15 protein-coding genes are annotated in these 18761 nt (G+C 67.3%); 13 read left to right on the forward strand and 2 right to left on the reverse strand.

The window, feature by feature from the left end; genetic code table 11:
* Positions 1–6 precede the first annotated feature (6 nt).
* The 13 genes from ACJX2R_RS17710 (at position 7) to ACJX2R_RS17770 (ending at position 15590) form a co-directional block, all read left to right on the forward strand.
* On the forward strand, positions 7–756 hold the full coding sequence (locus ACJX2R_RS17710; RefSeq protein ID WP_413100915.1) for an AAA family ATPase: 750 nt from the start codon (positions 7–9) through the stop codon (positions 754–756).
* Positions 753–1622: a phosphotransferase gene (locus ACJX2R_RS17715; RefSeq protein ID WP_413100916.1), complete on the forward strand. Its 870-nt coding sequence runs from the start codon at positions 753–755 to the stop codon at positions 1620–1622. The genes ACJX2R_RS17710 and ACJX2R_RS17715 overlap by 4 nt, the downstream gene beginning before the upstream one ends.
* A 143-nt stretch (positions 1623–1765) precedes the next feature.
* Positions 1766–2365, forward strand: a complete 600-nt coding sequence (locus ACJX2R_RS17720) for a hypothetical protein (protein WP_413100917.1) — start codon at positions 1766–1768, stop codon at positions 2363–2365.
* 103 nt (positions 2366–2468) lie between these two features.
* Positions 2469–2987: a hypothetical protein gene (locus ACJX2R_RS17725; RefSeq protein ID WP_413100918.1), complete on the forward strand. Its 519-nt coding sequence runs from the start codon at positions 2469–2471 to the stop codon at positions 2985–2987.
* Positions 2988–3275: 288 nt separating this feature from the next.
* Positions 3276–7319, forward strand: a complete 4044-nt coding sequence (locus tag ACJX2R_RS17730; RefSeq protein WP_413100919.1) for a hypothetical protein — start codon at positions 3276–3278, stop codon at positions 7317–7319.
* Entirely contained in the window at positions 7306–8247 is a 942-nt protein-coding gene (locus ACJX2R_RS17735) for a hypothetical protein (protein ID WP_413100920.1), read from the forward strand. Before ACJX2R_RS17730 ends, ACJX2R_RS17735 begins: the two co-directional genes overlap by 14 nt.
* Before the next feature lie 107 nt (positions 8248–8354).
* Positions 8355–9329 (forward strand): hypothetical protein, encoded by a 975-nt coding sequence (locus ACJX2R_RS17740; RefSeq protein WP_413100921.1) that lies wholly within the window; start codon positions 8355–8357, stop codon positions 9327–9329.
* On the forward strand, positions 9329–10528 hold the full coding sequence (locus ACJX2R_RS17745; RefSeq protein WP_413100922.1) for a hypothetical protein: 1200 nt from the start codon (positions 9329–9331) through the stop codon (positions 10526–10528). Before ACJX2R_RS17740 ends, ACJX2R_RS17745 begins: the two co-directional genes overlap by 1 nt.
* 54 nt (positions 10529–10582) lie before the next feature.
* The gene (locus tag ACJX2R_RS17750) at positions 10583–13102 is read left to right on the forward strand and encodes a hypothetical protein (RefSeq protein ID WP_413100923.1); all 2520 of its coding nucleotides are present in this window, start codon (positions 10583–10585) and stop codon (positions 13100–13102) included.
* A 16-nt stretch (positions 13103–13118) separates the two neighbouring features.
* Complete coding sequence (locus ACJX2R_RS17755) at positions 13119–13493, forward strand: hypothetical protein (RefSeq protein ID WP_413100924.1); 375 nt, start codon at positions 13119–13121, stop codon at positions 13491–13493.
* Positions 13494–13612: 119 nt separating this feature from the next.
* Positions 13613–14029 carry a hypothetical protein gene (locus tag ACJX2R_RS17760; RefSeq protein WP_413100925.1) on the forward strand — a complete coding sequence of 139 codons (417 nt, stop codon included), beginning with the start codon at positions 13613–13615 and terminating at the stop codon, positions 14027–14029.
* 83 nt (positions 14030–14112) lie between these two features.
* Positions 14113–14433, forward strand: coding sequence for a hypothetical protein (locus tag ACJX2R_RS17765; protein WP_413100926.1), 321 nt, complete (start codon positions 14113–14115; stop codon positions 14431–14433).
* Between the two features lie 323 nt (positions 14434–14756).
* Positions 14757–15590, forward strand: a complete 834-nt coding sequence (locus ACJX2R_RS17770; RefSeq protein WP_413100927.1) for a hypothetical protein — start codon at positions 14757–14759, stop codon at positions 15588–15590.
* A 585-nt stretch (positions 15591–16175) separates the two neighbouring features.
* Here the strand turns inward: ACJX2R_RS17770 and ACJX2R_RS17775 are convergent.
* Together ACJX2R_RS17775 and ACJX2R_RS17780 are read right to left on the reverse strand one after the other, a co-directional pair.
* Positions 16176–17783 (reverse strand): hypothetical protein, encoded by a 1608-nt coding sequence (locus tag ACJX2R_RS17775; protein WP_413100928.1) that lies wholly within the window; start codon positions 17781–17783, stop codon positions 16176–16178.
* Positions 17784–18132: 349 nt separating this feature from the next.
* Positions 18133–18651 (reverse strand): hypothetical protein, encoded by a 519-nt coding sequence (locus tag ACJX2R_RS17780; RefSeq protein WP_413100929.1) that lies wholly within the window; start codon positions 18649–18651, stop codon positions 18133–18135.
* Between the last annotated feature and the right edge of the window lie 110 nt (positions 18652–18761).

The raw sequence follows: 18761 nt of genomic DNA on the forward strand, positions 1-18761 counted from the left end.
AGCTTTGTGTTCGTCGACCGGGTCTACGTACCGGAGAAACTGGCCCCTGACCGCGCCCAGCGCGGTCGGTGGCCGTTCACTGTGCCGTGCGTCGCCGAGCTGCTGGAACACGGGCTGGCCTTTGCGCAGCCTGTTACCTTCCTTGTCGGGGACAATGGCTCAGGCAAGTCCACACTCGTCGAAGCCATCGCGGAAAGTTTCAAGCTCGACGCCTACGGCGGGCGACTCGGACGGCTCCACGGGCGGCCCGATCCCACCAAGACCCCCTTGGGCGAGGTGCTGCGGGCAGATACCACCTCAGCGGGCGCGCGGATGCTGGCCGGCCCTCGAAAGAAGAAGAAGGGCTTCTTCCTCCGCGCCGAGACTGCGTTCGACATGACCGAGAATCTGGGCGGCGTGCCGGGCTACTGGGAGGAGGACACCAGCGCCATGAGCCACGGCGAAGGATTCCTGGCCATGTTCCGCTCGATGTTCGACGCGCCCGGCTTCTATGTCATGGATGAACCCGAAGCCGCCTTGTCCTTCACAGCCTGCCTGCAACTGGTCGGCCTGATGCACCAGCTCGGCCAGTCCGGAGCGCAGGTCATCTGCGCCACCCACTCGCCCATCCTGGCGGCTACTCCCGGAGCCGACATCATCGAGGTCGGCGAGCACGGCTCCCGCCGCGTGAAATGGGAAGAACTGGAACTGGTTGACCACTGGCGCCGCTACCTGTCCGACCCTCGCGCCTACCTGCGCCACATCATCGTCCCGTGAACGCAGCCGACACCGACCCCGACGTTGAAGAAGCCGACCGGCGCTTCCGCATCTGGATGCGGAAGAACCTGGAACAGGCCGCGCACCACTTCGGCCTCACGATCGCGGCAGAGCCCACTTTCGGTTGGCTCCTGCGCTCGATCGGTGCACCCGCCGACGGGACGGAGGGCCGGATGTGGCTACGCGTCGTCTCCGAGCGGCCCGAATGGGCACACGGCCGCGCCTGGACCGGCAACGCCGACGCCAACGCTCTACGCGGCCTGCCGAAGCCCCACCTGCTCGACGTCTACGAGTGGGCCGAGGGAGACTGGCGGCGCCAGCGCGCCGAAGTCCTATCTCTCCTCCCCGGAACCTCCTGCTCCCCCACTGCGGACGCACACCCCGGCATTGCCCCGCCTCCTCCTTGGTGGAAGGACCTCCGGGACGCTGTGTCCCGTCTCGCCGAGACACCCACCGACCGCATCAGCATCGATCAAGACAAGATCGACCGCCGCGTCCGCGACGCCTTCGGCGACTCCGCCGAGGTCCGCATCGAGCACTGGGAGACCGTGCACGCGGATTTGCACTGGGGCAATCTGCTCATCGAACCCTTGGGCTTGCTCGACTGGGAGCTGTGGGGTCGGGGGCCTGTCGGCACTGACGCCGCCACGCTCTACTGCTACAGCCTCGCTGTTCCTGACCTGGCACAGAAGGTACGAGATTATTTCCCGGTGCTCGACACACCCGATGGACACCGCGCCCAGCTCTACGTCAGTGCCCGCCTCCTGCACCGATCCGGCTTCGGCGACCATCCCCACCTCATCGAGCCTCTCCGCCATCACGCGCGAGCGCTCCTGACGTCGCTGAACGTGCGGCCTGGGCAGTGAGAGGGGCAGCCCGCCTTGCAAAAGGCTCGAATTCGCCCCTTCCAGTTGGAGACCCATAGCGTTCCAGTCAGGCCGCGACGTTAACCCCTTGCTCTCCCCAAGGTTCCGGGGCCACATCACCGGAACCTAGGGAGAAGCCCGTCATGGCAGGCGAGACCGCCAACAACAACGAAATCGTCATCCCCTCGCTCACCCGTGTGTGGCTTGCCGAAGTCGGCACCGCCGCGCCAGCCGACGCCACCGTCGTAATGCCTGCGGGCTGGCGCGCCGTCGGCCTCACTACCGAGGACAGCTTGAAGTTCAATAACGAACCCAATTTCGAGCAGGTTCGCAGCGCACAGTCCTCGTACCCGACCCGGACCTTCCAAACGCAGGACGCGTCGACCATCGAGGTCGACCTCCAGCAGTGGTCTGGGGAGAACTTCCGGGCCGTGTATGGCGGCGGCGAGGTCACCGAAATCACAGCCCAGGACTCCAAGAAGCACTACAAATTCACGCCACCGAGGATCGGGGCACGCACTGAGATCGCCGCGTGCATCGAGGTGATCGACGGCGGCAAGAACTACCGCTACATGGTCCCGCGCACCATGCAGATGGAAGGCGTCAACACCGAACTGGCCAAGACGAAGGAAGCCGTCCTGCCTCTGCGCCTGGCCGTGCAGTCCGGCGACGATTCCGACGCCTGGTACGTCATCACCAACGACCCGAGCTTCGCCCCGGTCGCGCCGCCGACGGACGGCTGACCTCTCACCGCGGCAGCGTGCGACGCAAGCCTCACCGACTTGGCAATGTCCGCGTGCTGCCGCACCCGCGACTCAGCCCGCACACACGAGAGGCCAGCCCTTCATGTCCTTCGTCATCGACCTCGACGCCGCCGAACGCCGAGAGGTCCAGTACCCCCACGGCATTCCGGTGCTCTTCCACGGCGAGCAGTTCATCTACCCGGCAGAGCTGCCCGCCAAGACGCTCGACCCGTTACTCGCCGACGAACTCGACCTCGTCGGCCTGCTCCGCGACGTGATCGACGCCAGCGAGAACCCGACCGCCTCCGTCGTCATCGATCTCATCTTCAAGCGGCCTCATCTGCCACGTCAGTTCGTCGAGGCGATCTACGAGGTACATCGCATCCTCCTCGGCACGGAGGAGTACAAGCGGTTCGAGAACCTGAACCCGTCTCTCCCTGCGTACATCCGCCTCACCCTGGGCCTGATCAAGGTCTATGGAGTTGACCTGGGAAAGTCCTTCGGACTGGGCGACTCCTCCGAGAGCGATGGGGAGACGTCGAGTCCGACCTCAGCCGATTCCACGGACTCGACGCCCGTGGAATCTGGCGACGCCCCGGAGAGCCCGGCTTCCTCGGGCTGAGGCGTCTGATCGTCCTGATCGACGGCCTCCCCGAGGAGTCCCGTATCCAGTCCGCCCAGATCGCCGGGTGGACCAAGGAGACGGAACTCCTGGCGCAGCTGATCGAAGAGGTCAGCATCCTGGCCGCTGACCGGCGTCGTGAAGAACCGACGTCGGTCCCTCGTCCGTACCACCCCGCCGACGCCGCCCTCGAGTCATCTGGCGCGCAGTCGCAGCCGCAGCCCGCCCTCAAACTCACCGGACACCGGCAGATGCTCGCGGCCGCAATGCAGAGAGGAATGGTCCGCCGTGGCTGAGGGCATGCAGGCAGGCCGCCTTGACGTGCCGGTCGTCGCCAACCTCGCCGGATTCGCGCGTGAGCTGCACACGAAGGTCGAGGAGGCCGCGGAAGGCTTGGCCGTCAAGGTCAAGGTCAAGGTCGACGCCAAGGGCCTACGCAAGAAGCTCGAGACCGCTGTCAAGGAGGCGTCGAAGGGCGTCAGCGCCAAGGTCAAGATCAAGATCGACGACCAGCGGCTCCGCGCCGAGCTGGACGACATCACGCGGCGCATCGCCGGTACTGACGTCCGCGTGCCTGTCCTGCCCAATGATGACTCGGCCAGCGGGAGTCGCAGCGGCGGCTTGCTGTCGGGCGTCCGCGACCTGATCCGCGGCGCGCAAGGCGAAGCCGACCGCACACCGGTTAACGTTCCGGTGCGGATGCGGATGCCGCACGGCCGCAGGTCGATGCGCATGCTCGGCATCGGCTCCCTGATCTCCCTCGCCCAGCCCGCCGTCGCCGCACTCACCCAGTACGGCGCCGGACTGACCGCGCTCGTCTCGGCCGCCGCGCCCGCCGTCGGCGTCCTCGGCGCGATACCCGGGCTGATCGCCGCAGCCGGTATAGCGGCGATCAGCACGAAGACAGCATTCGGCGGGTTCGGCGAGGCCCTGAAGCAGACCCTCAAGGCTCAGCAGCAAGCCGCCTCCGGCACCAAACAGACCAAGGCACAGCAGGAGGCCCTGGCTCAGTCGCTCAACGGGCTGTCCACCTCCGCTCGCAAGACCGTCACGACGGTTGCCAGCCTGAGCAGCGCGTGGCGCAAGATGCGCCAGTCCGTGCAGGAGCGCTTCTTTTCGCAGGTCGCGGACGAGGTCAAGCCGCTCTCGTCCGCGGTGCTGCCGCTCCTCAAGGACTCGCTCGGCGACACGGCTGGCCAGATGGGCAATCTCGCCAAGCGCGGCGCAGAGTTCATGCAGACCGGTCCGTTCCGCCGGGACTTCAAGAAGATCGCGGCCACCAACAGCACGGCCATTGGTCACATGAACGATGGGCTCGCCAACCTCGGGCACGCGAGCCTCGACTTCCTGGTGGCTTCCGGACCTTTCGTCGAGCGGGTCAGCCGCGGCGCGGAGAGGTTCACGCAATGGGCACGGGCCTCCGTCCAGGCCGGACGTGAGACCGGCTCCCTGTCCAGATTTCTTGATCATGCTGGGGACAAGGCGGCGCAGCTCGGCCGCTCCACCCGGGACCTGGTCAAAGGTCTCGGCGGCGTCGGCAAGGCGGCGCAGGACAGCGGTAACGCCCTGCTCGACGGGTTCGAGGGCACCATGAACCGCTTCAAGCAGTGGGCGAACTCGGCAAAGGGCCAGGCGTCGATGAAGCAGTTCTTCTCCGACGCCGCGCCCACGTTCCACGAATTGAACCTCCTGGTCGGGGACTTCTTCCGCGGACTGGGGCGAGCTGCGAAGGACAACGGGGTCACGGATCTGATCAGGCAGATCCGTACGGAGCTGATGCCCGCGCTTGGGAGCTTCTTCGATTCCGTCGGCCACTCGATTGGGCCGGCTCTGATCAGTCTCGTCTCCAATTTGGCTACCGCGTTCGGGAACCTCTCGGCGGCTGGCAGCGGGCTCGGCGTCCTCCTGGCCGCCTTCAATGGCCTGCTGCACGTCTTCAACTCGCTGATGGGTGCGATTCCCGGCGCGAACATTGCCCTGGCCGCGCTGCTCGGCACGATGCTCGCGCTCAAGGTCGTCTCCGCCGTCTCGACCGCGCTTCGCGGATTTGGCACGTCGGTGACCGCGGCCACTCGGTCCGCGACATCGCTGGGCAACGTCATGCGCGGCACCCTCGCGGCGGGAACGATCGGCCCCCAGGCCACCGTGTGGCAGCGCATGGGTAGCGCCTACCGCACCGCCGCCGCCGAAGGCGGACGCCTATCCGGCACGCTGCGCGGCATCGGAGCCGCGAACCGGGTGGCCTCCAGATCGCTCGGCGGCATGACGGCCGCGCTCGGCGGGCCTCTCGGTATCGCCATCGCCGGCGTCACGATCGGGTTGGGACTGCTCGCCGCGAAGCAGGAGGCCGCAGCCCGCGCCGCAGCCGCACACGAGGAACGCATCAGCTCCCTGGCACAGGCCCTCGCGGACTCGAACGGCCAGATCGACGCGAACGTCAGGGCACAGGCAGCGCAGTATCTCCAGGACGTCAAGCTCTCCGACGGCAAGGGCAAACTCGTTGATGTCCTCCGTAGCGCCGACGTGAGCTTGAAGCAGGTCACGGACGCATACCTCGATCAGGGCGGCTCCATTGACGGACTGGAGAAAAGGCTGCGCGGTCTCGCGAAGGAGACCGAGCGCTATGTGTCGATGGGCCCCAAAGCCGATGTCCTGAAGATGACGCCCCAGGGGGAGAAGTACAAGGCCGCCGCCGATGCGCTGAAGGGAATGAGCGGCGAGTTGGACAAGTCGAAGTCCAAGGCGAAGGAACTGAACGAGGCGGTCAACGGCACAGCCAGCACTGGCACGTCCGCGTACGACCGTCTCCAGGCCGCCGTGCAGGGCTTCGGCGACAAGACCAAGAACGCCGACGAGCGAGTCGGCAACCTGCGCCGCGCGCTCGACGCTCTCAGTGGCAATTCCCAGTCCTTCCACGACGCGACCGCTCAGCTCAACTCCGTGATGTTGCAGATCGACGACACGATGAAGGGCAACATTGACCGGGCTGAGGGCTGGGGCAAGGCTCTCGTCGACAGCGATGGCCTGGTGAACACTGCCTCCCGCAACGGCCAGACGCTGAACAGTCAGCTCACCGAAATGCGCGACGCGATGCTCAGTGTCGCCACCCGCGCGCAGGAGGCGGCTGAGCAGGGCCTGATGCCCATGTCCGCTGCGATGGACAAGGGACAGGGCGCGATGGAGCGGGCCCGCGCGAAGGCCATCCAGCTCGCGATGGACATGGGCATCCCCAAAACGCAGGCGAAGGCACTCGCCGACCAGATGGGATTCATCCCGGATACTGTCACCACGCTGATGACGACCAAGGGCATCCCGGAGTCCACCGCCCAGATTCTGGGGTTGCGCGGCAAGCTCGACAGCCTGGGCGCCGGGAAGTCCATCACCGTTAAGGCGCCGACTGCCAACGCGCGTAAGCAGCTCGAACTCCTCGGGTTCAAGGTGCAGACCCTGCCCGGCGGCAAGAACGTGAAGATCACTGCGCCGACGGGCGGGGCTCGCGTCAGCGTCGCCGCCTTGGCTCAGGACATTGCGAATGCGCCGAACCGGAAGAACGTCACGGTCAACGCGATCATCAAGAAGGCGACGGGCGACCTGCAAACGATCCGCGACAAGGTCGCGGGCCTGCCGCCAGGCAAGAAGCTGAAGATGGAAGCGCCGACGAAGACGGCACAGCAGATGATCAAGGACCTGGGTTTCAAGGTCAGGGACCTCAAGGGCAAGAAGGTCGAGATCACGGCTCCCACCGGATCGGCGACCACGCAGGTCCAGGCGATCCAGCGAAAGATCAACAGCCTCACCGGAAAGACCGTCCACGTCACGATCCAGTACACGACCAAGGGCAAGCCATACGTCTCCGAGAACGCGAACGGCGGCATCCTGCGGTACGCCGACGGGGGAATTCGCCGCGTCGGCGGCCGGATCAGGGCATTCGCGGCCGGAGCCGAACGGCACGTCGCGCAGATCGCTCGCCCCGGCGAGTGGCGGCTGTGGGCGGAGCCGGAGACCGGGGGCGAAGCGTACGTCCCCCTCAGCCCGTCGAAACGCACCCGGTCGAAGGCGATCGTCGAACAGGTCGTGCAGGAGTTCGGCGGTGTCGTGGCCTGGGCGAACGGGGCGCTGCGCCAATACGCCGACGGCGCGGTGGCCATCAACCGCAGCACCCGCGCGGCCGCGCCACGGGTTTCGGTTCCGCAGGCGGTCAGCCCTGCTCTCATCGGGGGTGACCTCAATCTCACGATGACCGGTGAGCCCATGAGCCCCGGAGCAGCACTGAACGATGCGATGTTCGAGCTGAGGCGCATACGCAGGGGAGGTGCCCATGTCGCTGGCTGAGGGCGAATGGCGGCTGTCGTACAGCGCGAACGGCGTGCACCCTGGTGCCTCGTTCACGTTCGGCACCATCCGGTCCGGCTACTACCTACTGGAACCGTACGAGATCGCGTACGGCGACACGGACGCCGGGGACACGCCGCTGCCGCGCGCCGACGGCATCCGGTTCGGGCAGGACTTCAAGGCCGCAGCCACCATCACCTTCGAGGTCGGCGTCGACGCTGTCGACGACGCGCTCACGCAGCAGGACAGGCACAGCGCGGCCCTCAACCGACTGTCCGTGTTCGGGCAGGCGTGGGACGCCGAGGCGTTGCGCCTGCGCTTCGCCACCCCCGCGGTGCTGTCGACTACGCAGGGCGGTCGGGCCCGCCGCTTCTACGGGCGGCCCCGCAAGTGGGCACCCGCCGCGTCGAGGTTGACCCGGCAGGGCTACACGCCCGTCGTGTGCACCTTCGCCTGCCAGGACGACACCGCGTACGACGACGTCGAGCAGAGCGTCCGCGTCGACATCCAGCCGCCGCCGCACCGTGGGCTCGTCGGCCCGCTGACGACTCCGCTGACAATGACGGGCGAGAGCAGTGGAAAGGTCGCCGGGGACGTCACCGTGGGCGGCACCAAGCCGACGTGGCCGGTCATCACGATCTGGGGCCCGATCATCCAACCCGCATGCGAAGTCGTCGGCCGCTGGAAGGCGTCCCTCGACCTCACGCTGGCCGCAGGTGAACGCGTCGTGATCGACCCCCGACCGTGGGCCCGGACTGTGCTGCGCAACGGCAACGCGTCGGTGGCTGGGCTCCTTTACCGCAGAACGCCGCGTCTCGAGGACATGCGGCTACCCGTGGGCCGACAGGACATCGTGCTCCGCGGCACGGACGCCACCGGCACCGCGTACATGACGGTGGCCTGGCGTGACGCGCACGCATACCTCTGACCTCGAACCGTGATCACCGCAAGCCGCCTCCGGCAGCACGCGACGCAAGGGGGCCGCCCGTTCAACACTCTCCGCCGGTTCAACCCAGCAATCAGCGGAGGAACAGCATGTGGGACAGCGTCCCGTGGTTCACCGAGGGCGGTGCCTCGCATTCGAGCGAGGTGGCGAGGCTCTTGGCCTACGCGGCCTTCGGCGGCGCCGAGGGCGTGGTCGGCTCCGCTGACCTCCAGGTGAAGGCTCTCAGCACCCCTGCGGCCGCCGTGCAGGTCCGCACCGGAGCTTGTGCCATCATCAATCGCGCCCAGGGCGGCGCCTACCAGGCATACGCCGCCCGGCTACCCACCGCCGATCAGGTGCCGATCGCCGCGACCGGCGTCTCCGCCCGCTCGGACCTGATCGTCGCCCGAGTGGAGAACCCGTACAGCTACGGGGAGACGTGGCCCAACCCAGCCGATCCGACGGTCGGCCCGTACGTCTACACCCGCGTGATCAGCGGGGTCCCAAAGACCACAACGACCGTGCGACAGGTCCGCAGCTCGGACTCCGCTATCGCGCTAGCCCGCATCGACCTGCCAGCCAACACCACGACCATCACCCAGGCCATGATCAAGGATCTCCGCACGATGGTCGCACCTCGCCGGGACCGCAGGCTCTACACCGCCTTCCCCAGCACCCTGTCGACGCTGACGTACTCCGACAACAAGTGGCACAACTGGCCGGGCGAACCCGCGAAGTGGGACATCGACGTGCCGACCTGGGCGACACGGCTGAAGATCGTGACCACCATCGCGGGCCTGCGGATGACGAAGGCCGACGTCTTCGCCTCCATGCAGAACGTGTTCGGGACGATCAAGGGGCAGAACACGGTGATCGACGACGACACCGGCAAGGAGACACGCCGCCAGACCGTGGTCATCGCCGACAACCTGAGCATCTCCAGCTCCGTGCGCGGCACCACCCAGCGCCTCTACCTCCAGACGTACATGTCGAAGATCGAGACCGGCGACCTCTCGGTGGACGGCTCGACGTCGATCGTCTCGGACGTCGAGTTCGTCGAGGCCCCGGACGAGGAAGAACTCTGATGCCGTCCGGGTGGCGGTTCATCGCACAACGCGCCCTGCCCGAGGAGATCCTGGACTGGGAGGTCCCGTTCGCGCTCAGCAGCAATCCCAAGCGTGATCTCAGCGGCCCCGGAGCAATGGCCGGCACGATCGAACCCGAGTACGCGCGCATGCTCGGCCCGGACAAGAAGCCGATCCTCCAGGAATGGGACACCAAGTTGTATTTGGAGGTCGATGGGGTGATCCGCTGGGGCGGGGTCGTGACCAAGACGGCGTACGACGGTCCGCAGGCGAGCATCCAATGCGAAGGGTTCTCCTGCTACCCGCAGGGCATCCCGTTCGAGGACTACATCGTTTCCGGTGCCCTGATCACCCCTAAAGATCCTTATGCCGGAAAGGATAAAAATCATGATGGTTGGGTGGACGGTAAGAAGGGCAAGCAGCGTGTCCCGGACCCTCCGAAGCCCTACGGCGGCCCTCGGATCGACGTCTACGACGCGGTCCGCAAGATCTGGTCCCACGTCCAGGGCAAGCCGTACGGGAACATCGGCCTGAAGATCGACAGCCACGATCTCGGCGAACTCCTCGGCGCCAAGGATGGCTCCGATCCGTGGGAGTTGGCGTGGTGGAACAACCCCGACTGCGGACAAACCCTCGACAGCCTGACCAGCACCACCCCGTTCGACTGGATCGAAACGCACGGCTGGGCCGGGTCCGGCAACTCGATCGAACACCGCATCCGGCTCGGCACACCCCGGCTCGGCCGGAAGCGCACTGACCTGCGCTTCGCCGACGGCGAAAACATCATCGCCATCGCGAAACCGGAGGGGATGGGCGATGACTTCGCCAACGAAGTCGTGGTGTTGGGCAAGGGTGAAGGCCGGAAGATGGCGCGCGCCCAGGTCCACCGGTACGACGGGCGCCTGCGTCGGGTCGCGACCGTCACCGACAAGACACTCTCCTCGTCCAAGGCTCTGAGCACCCGCGGCCAGCAAGAGCTGGCCGGCCGCACGCAAGCCCTCCAGATCCCGGCAATACAGGTCGTCGACCACCCCAACGCCCGCCTCGGCGCCTGGCAACTCGGCGACGACATCCGCGTCCAGGTCCATGTCCCTTGGGTCGGTGATGTCGACGTGTGGCACCGGATCGTCTCGGATGAGATCAGCGCGGACGGCACCGTGGTCCTCACCCTGAAGCGCTCCGACTCCTTCCACTACTGATCGCTGGGAACAACACGCGACACAAGGCACCGCGGGGACGCAGCATCCCGCGTCATGGTCACCTTCCTGGACACGCAAGCGGATGCCCGGCGCTTCGCTGCCCTCCTGGACGAGTACGACCGCCGCCTCAAGGCCCTCGAACGCTCCACGCAGGCCGCCCACACCTCTATCGAGGGCGGCACCATGGACATCTACGACGCCGACGGAAACCTCAAGGGGAGCGTCGGCGTGCAGCCCGATGGCGGGGTCGCTCTGGTCCCGGTCCACACGGACCCTCCGCCGACCCCAATGCCGCCGACCGTCGAGCCGGTGCTAGCCGGGCTCGTCGTCGGCTGGGACGGCACGTGGGATGACTCGTACGCCACGCCCACGGACTTCTCCCTCATACAGGTCCACCTTGGCCCCACCGAGGACTTCCCCCTGGACGCGACCACCCTCGTCGCCACGATCACCGCGGTGCTCGGTGGCACCGTGACCGTGGCGGTCGAGGGCTACGACTCGGTCTGGGTGAGGCTCGTCGCGCAGAACACCGCCTCGGTCACCGGGCCGCCATCGACGGCCGTGCAGGGCACTCCTCGGCAGGCCGTGCCGAAGGACCTGATCGACGGGATCATCGACGAAACCAAGCTCGCTGCACAGGCCGTGTCACAGGCCAAGGTGAAGCTCGGCGCGATCGGTGCCGACCAGTTGGCCGTCAACTCAGTCACGGCGGAGAAGATCGTCGCCCTCGGGATCACCGCCGAGAAGATCGCGGCGTTGGCCGTCACGGCGGACAAACTGGCCGCGCTGTCCGTGACGACGGACAAGCTCGCGGCAAACGCTGTCACCGCCTCCAAGATCCTTGCCGGGTCGATCGACGCCACCCACATCAAGGTTGGAGCCCTTACTGCGGACCGCCTGGCACTGGGCACCGACGGCAATATCATCGCCGATCCGTCCTTCGAGAACGCCATCAGCGCGCAGCGCGTCACTGCCTCCCCGTACTGGTCGATCGTGACGCCCGGCAACGAGACCCCCAAGGCGCTCCAGGTGAACGCCGCAAACCCCACTGCGATCACGCGCTCCATGACCCTGGCCGTCCAGCCGGCCGTTCCTGGGCAGAAGATGTGGCTGACCATTGACTACCTCGCCTCGGAGGACTGGTCCGGCGCCGGGATCAGCTTCTACGCGCAGTGGCAGGACGCAAACGGCCAGGTCCTCGGATACAGCACGATCACCACGGGGGACGCCGACGCAGTGCGCGGCTCGTGGCAGCGGCTGACTGGGGTGCCGGACGCGGCGGCTCCCGCCGGAACGACTCAGGTCCGCATCGCCTGCTCCACCGTGGACTCCACCGCAGGCTCCGTGGCATACGACAACGCCTCATGCCGGGTCGTCCTCGCGTCGGGCGTTGCCGGGGCCCGCGCCGAGCTCTCGCCGCAGGGCCTTCTCCTCTATGACTCCGCCGGGCAAGAGGCTGTCGCCCTGGTGACCGGCCGCCCCAACTATCTGACCTTGGCCACGGACGGCACACCCGTCGCAACGATCGACCAGGACGGCGGAGCAGGCTTCCAGCGGCTCGCCGTCGCGGAAAATCTCACAGTCGGCGGCAGCGACTGGACCGAATACCTCAACCAGCTCCCGCGCGGCATCCTTGCCATCGACTACCAGTCCAGCACCGTCACCGCGTCGGGCAGCGAGATGGGGTTCGTCGAGCTGGACTTCGAGGCGGATCCCGAACGCATGTACCGGTTCGTATTCGAGGCCCGCGCGAACCCGTCGGCCGCGGGAGGAGAGCTCCAGCTCCGGCTTCGCGACGGTGCCGCTGAGGCGCCCACCATCACCAGCAAGCAGCTCCACATCGCCGTCCACCACATGGCGCTCGGAAACAGCTTCACGGCGCGGCTAGAGCACATCGCTCCCGGCTCGGACCTTGGCGCTGGGATGCACCGCACCCTGATCACCTTCGCCAATGCGTACCAGCCCACCGGCCAGACGGTAGCGCTCTCCGGTGGCAGCGGGAGCCTCGGCAAGTACTACGTCGAGGACATCGGCCCCCGGATTCCGGAGACCGGCGGCTACAACACCGGTGGCGGGACGGCTACACCTCCAGTGACGAAATACAGCAAGACCTACGCGGCGAGCTGGAGCGGCTCGTACGCCAACCGCAGCTCGTACAACAGCTCCTACGGCAATCGGTGCGTGCAGGGCTACTACAGCTCGGGGAACGGGACACAAGCCGCCCTGGTCGGGTTCCCCTCAGCGCTCAGCATCGATCTGTCTGGGGCCAAGATCATCAAAGCCGAGATCTACCTCTACTTCGAGCACTGGTACTCGAACGCCGGTGGGAAGGCCGTCATCAAGGCCCACAAGCACACCTCCCGCCCCACCGCGTTCTCCAGCGACTCGGAGTCGCAGACGATCTCGTGGAAGCGCAACGAGGGCAAATGGGTCGACATCACCGGAGTCTTCGACAGCACATCCTGGCGCGGTATCGCCCTGGACCCCAACACAACCAGCTCCACGTACTACGGCATCGCCCGCGGTGTCGGCCAGACCAACCCCCCGCGACTGCGTGTGACCTACACCAAGTAATCCCGGAGGAACCACCGTGCCCGCCCTCTCCCTCACCGCCATGCACACCCTGGCTCTCTACGGCCCCTTTGCTGCCCGCGTCCGCATGGCCTGGACCTACGTGGCCCGCCAGGTCCTCGACGAGGACCCTGCCACGCCAGGCAACCCGCTGCGTGTCAGCCTGGCACGCTCGGTCCTCAACCCAACTGACCTGACCGGGGCCACCAGCGGACTCACGCCCGTCATCGCGACGTGCGAGACCGTCCTCACCGCGGCGGCCGACGCCCCGAGCCCAGAGCCAGCCGCGCTCTGCGACGCCGTCACCGACGACCAGCTCATCACCGCGGTGAAGGACGCCTGGAACATCACCGCAGGAGTGACCCCCGCCCTGGTGGACCCCAGCGCGACCTGATCTCCAGGACAGGACACAAACCGGTAGGTCCTGCACCGTACGACGCGCGAGTAGCCGCGGACCGGTCATCGGTCCCTGCTCCGCGCACCCACACGACCGGTCGACCGAGGAGAGTGCCAGTGGATGGGCTCGTGTCGCTGGCACCCGTACTCGCTCCCCTCTTCGGGATGATCGGCGCACTGGGCGGTGCCTGGCTGGTGTACCGACAGACCAGGCGCAAGACCGACAGCGATGCCCAGGTGGCTGCGGTGAGGACGGTCACCGACGGATTCACCAGCCTCCTGGAGCAGCAGCGCGCGGCGGCGAACCAGACCCTGGAGCGGATGGCGTCCCTCGAGGCCAAGTACAGCGACCTCGAGCGCCGTGTCGAGCACCTGCAAGAAGAGCAGCGGCAGTGGCGCCGGTGGAAGGCCGCCGCGATCGAGTACATCCACCTCCTGCGCGATCTGCTGGTCCGCGACGTGCCCCACTCTCCTCCTGCGCCCGAGCCGCCCACCGAGATCGCCGTCGACCTTGCCGACCGCGACGGCCCGTAACCCAGCGCGCAGCACGCGACACAAGGACGCTGGCGCCCGCACGCTCTGTCCGCACTACACCCCAGTAGAAGGGCAGAATCCCTATGTCGACCCTCGACTCGATCACCACTGGCGCCCAGATCGGCGCCCTCCTCCCACTGGTTACCGCCCTCGTGCAGCGCCCGGCCTGGTCGGCTGACGTGAAGAAGGTGGTGGCGGTCGTCCTCGCCCTGGTCGCGGGCGTCATCACCGTGGCGACCTCCGGCGGCTGGGAGCAGTTCGAAAACGGCACGATGACCTTCGCCACAATCGCCGCCGTCCTCGCGGCCTCGCAGTCCACATACGACCTGATCTGGAAGCCGAGCAAGGTCGCCCCGGCGATCGAGGCGGTTACCAGTCCGAAGCGCTCGGGACAGGCCGGATAGCGCCGCGTCCGGTAACCCGCCAGAACGCCGGCAGGTATCATCCGCAACAAGGTGGCCGCTTCGCCGCCGAACTCACTGCGTTGAGGGCTGCTGCTGGTCCCTAGGAGTTTGGGTATCCCTTTCCTCCGGGGTCTAGGCCAGCAGACACACAGTCCGAGACCACTGCGCGCGTGCAGAGCGCCCAGGGCCGGAACAGTGGTTGCTCCTGCGACGACCCGGCACACGGGGTGGGTTCGGTTGCGAGGCGGCCATCGTTTACCCACCGGCCGCCGCGTGCGGTACGGCGGCGCAGCAAGCCGCTAAGACCAGGAGGAACCGCGGGGATGACCGACGCGCAGCCGCCTGCCGAGCAAGTCACGGCAGAGGTCAGGCGCCTCAAGGAGATGTCGCACCAGGCGTTCTTCGAGGCATGGGCAACGTACGTACTGGGTGGCGTCGACCGGCTGGCGCCGCGCGACGTGCAGGCTGCGGCCTTCCGGTCACCGGATCTGGCCAGCCGCACACTCGCTGCCGCGGACCGCGTCGCCCGTGAGCTCAAGACGGTGCTACCTCGCCGCGACGGTGAGTCGAAGCGCGAGTACCAGGCCCGTATGAACGCCTTCCGCACTCAGCTCCAGGCGGCACGGCAGCCGATCGTCAACACGATCGAAGACCTCGCCGTGGACGAGGCGGAATACCTGGCACAGCTCGACGACGAGGCGTTCGCCGCGGAGTGGCTGGCATTCGTCCAGCAGGTCGCCGGCAGCACGCGGTCCGGCCGCGACTACGTGCAGGGCCTCGCGTTCCGCTCGCCGGAGGTCGCTCCCCGCACGCAGGCCGTGACCGTCCAGATGAGGCGCGTCCCGGAGCAATACCTGCCCACCAAGGAGGGCGAGTCACGCAAAGCGCATCACGCTCGCGTGACCCAGCTCCGGTCGCGGCTGGAAGCAGAGCTGCGGTTCTTGCAGTACACGCTGAACTACTCGGTGGCGCGATGGGGGCGGATGCCGACCGCGCCGAATCACCGGCTCCAAGCGATGCGTCTGCTCACCGAGAAGTACCCAGAGGAGTTCTCCCAGTTGCTCAACGCGGTGCGCACCGACGCGCGGAAGGCACGCGAGGAGGTGCGCCGGCAGCGGCGCTACGAGAAGCGGACGGCGGCGCGCCAGGCGAACTGACGACGCAACCTCCCCCATCCTGGGCGCGCCGCTTCTTCATGCCCGAGCCCGGCGCTCTCTGGTGGGCGCGCCCCGGTGGCGCGCATCGAATGACGTAGGGCGCGCCTGCACTCACACTAGAGTGCCCGCACCGACCGGGCGGTTGCGACAGCCGGACAAGGCGCGCCATAGGTGGCGCGCCTGGCGAATCCGCAGGTCAGAGCAGGCGACGCCACCTGGAGGCGCGCGCCTAAGTCGAGGGAGCGCCCGCGCCTCGACGCTACGCCGCACGCGCGCGTGGCGCGCCTGGTCGTGCGCGCCACTCGGACGAAGGCGCGCCCTTCCAGGCGCGGGGCGCGGCCGCGCGCTCCGGAAGCCGACACCTGGAGCGCTCCGGCCCGCTCGCGGGCGCGCGCCGTCATGGGGCGGTGGAGCGCGTTGCGGCTGCCGGGGTGTGCCACCGGGAGACAGCGAAGGCGCGCCTGCGTATGGCTGGAGTTGCGCACGCGTGCCCGCTGGAAGATGACGTGACGTGATGCGTGGCGCGCCGGACCATACCGTTCCCGGCGGATCAGGGGTCCCTGCGGCGCGTCACATCACGTCACCTCACCCGACCGTGGCGAGGTCGGTGTAGAGCGTCGCGAAGATATGGGCGATCTTCAGCTCCGGCTTCCCCGCGAGCCGGTAGGCGTTGGCGATCTCGCGCTCGCCACGCTCCTCCAACAGACCGATTACGGCGGGGCGGTGGTCGATGACGTGCTTCCGCAGCTTCGTCATCGGCGGCGGCGTCCCCTCGTCCGGGCCCGAGACGGCCTCCAAGTGCTCCTGCATCGTCATGCCCAAGATGCGGGCCTGGATCTCCGCCTCGGTGAGCAGCACCGCCAGGACCTTGTTGACCTTGTTCACCTGGGTAGGCCGGGGTCGGGGCAGGTCCTGCGGCTCTTCGGCCTCGCTGATCTCCTCGGGCTGCTCGGGCACCGGCGGTTCTTCGGCTGGGCCCGAGGGCGGCGTCCCCTCCTCGAAGGAGGCGGGTTCGTCCGCAGCGGTCGTCTCCCGTTGGTCGTGCGCTTGCCCGACCGGCGCCGAATGCTCGCCGGGCTGGTCTCCGTGCTCGCCCGCTGCCTCGTCCGCCTTCTCCTTGAGGTGGTCGAGCGACTTGGCGATCAGCGCGTCGGCGCTCATCCGCCCCCAGCCGGTGTCGGTGTGCACGGCCTTGAGCGTGCGACGGCCGTACTCCACGCGCAGCTCGCGAAGAGCAGTCTCCGGTTCGGTGGGGTGCATCAAGGCATCACGGATCAGACCGGCGGCCTGGGCACCGGTCAGGGCCGGAGCCTGCCGCGCGGTGGCCGGGTGCGGTTCGGCCTGTGAGGTCTGCTGCCCGTGATCCTGCAAATCGGCGTCCGGTCGCAGCTCAGACACCGAGCGGGTCTCGGCCGCGTCCTGCAACCCCAGGCGCCGTAGCAGTGAGTCGACGCTGAAGTCGGGGAACCGCTGGGTCTCGCCCGGCTGGATCTTCATGTGCAGGGTACGGACACCGGTGAGCCACGCTTCACCGAGCGAGTGAAGTTCCACAACGGCGTCGACGGCGGCGGGCAGGTTCTTCTCAGCCTTCACCTTTCGGGTGGTGTTACGGGTCGGCTTGTCGTTCTCGAAAGCGGTAACGATCTCCTGCCGGGCGATCAGCAGACACGGGCCGTGGTGGCGGCGCAACAGCCACAACACCGCGCCCCAGCGGTCCTTGGCCCTGTTCCACAGGTCGGAGTCGACGACCACCGGGTCGTCGAGAGTTGGCACGCGGGAGCGGTTGCGCTGTGCCTTGCGGATCGCGCGGTTGCGCGCGAAGAGGGCGATCTCGTCGCTGAGCATGTCCCACAGGGACGTCATGGAGTCGATGACGAGCAGGTTCGGCTTGCTGTCAACGCGGGGCTGAGCATTCACCCAGCGGATGGCATCAAGGATGTCCCGATACGACCCCTCATGCTCAACAATCTCGTAGTCGGCACCGGGGACACGGCCGTAGTAGTCGGCGGTCCCTTCCGTGCCGCCGATCTCGATCCAGTACGTCCGGCCAATCAGGTCGGAGCCGGATCCCTTGGCCGCCTCGTAGCTCTTGCCGGTCTTCTCCGGGCCTGCGAGCAACACGATCGGGGGGTTCGGTTTGCCGGTGGGCTTCCGGCTCTTGCGGGTGCGCTGCGGCGCGGTGATTCCAGCCACGAAGGGGGCCTTTCACTTCAGGTCTTCGTCCGGGTTGCTCTCCCGGATGTTGCGGCGCGCAGGAACCTAAGCTCTAGCCCCGACGCGTGCTGTACTATTTTAGCGCGAGCTGGCAGATAATCAATCCACTTGCAGCAGGCCATACGCCGGATTCTCTCCAGGCGGATCGCTGTCCCAGCGGGCTGATGGCGATATCTGAACCTCCCCGCCCGGTGCCCGCGGCGGCCTCAGAGTTGCTCGACTTGATTCCCCAGACCGACTGGCGCGGACCTGGGAATGTTCCTACCAGCGATACCCCCAGCGTCCGCCCCTCGGTCGGTAGGCGCACCCTATACAGCACCCGGGTTGCCTATTGACGACCGCTGGTGCCGTTGAGGTGCGTGCTGGCGGCTTCGACGAACGCCTTTGCCCTGTCCTTGAGGGTGTTGTGCCGCTCCTCGAACTCCGTGTTCGCGGGAGAGTCGACGGGGTCCTCGGCGTGCTGGAGTGCCAGCACGGCGCCGTAGACGTGGTTCGAGGCGAGTTCGATCCGGTGGGCCAGATCGGCGAGGTGCGCTGGCCCTTCGAGGCGGACGGCTGCGGCAGCAAAGACAAGGGCCTCGTTGTCCTGGGTGGTGAGGGTGTCGTTCCAGTGACGTTGCATCTCGGGGTCGATGGTGGCGAGGTACACCCGGAACATGTGGTTCTCGTACTTGGCGACCTCGGTGACGAGGGCGGCGTACGCCTCACGTTGATGTTGCCGACGAATAGCATCCACGGGTCCACGGTGGGCCGCCCGCGCTTGTGCGCGCCCTGCGGCGTAGGCGGCAGCGGCGGCGAGTACGGCGGTAGGCGTGGTGATGAGAGCGGCGATGACGGCGGAATCCATGACGGGTGATCCTGCCGCAGATCTACACTCTTATGTCCGTCGTTCCCGGCCACCATCAGCGCGGTTGAGGAATTCCCCCGGGCGTCAGCCGCCCAGTCCGTTTACAACCG

This window comes from Streptomyces sp. Inha503, from assembly GCF_047215865.1.
Classification (GTDB): Bacteria; Actinomycetota; Actinomycetes; order Streptomycetales; family Streptomycetaceae; genus Streptomyces; species Streptomyces lycopersici.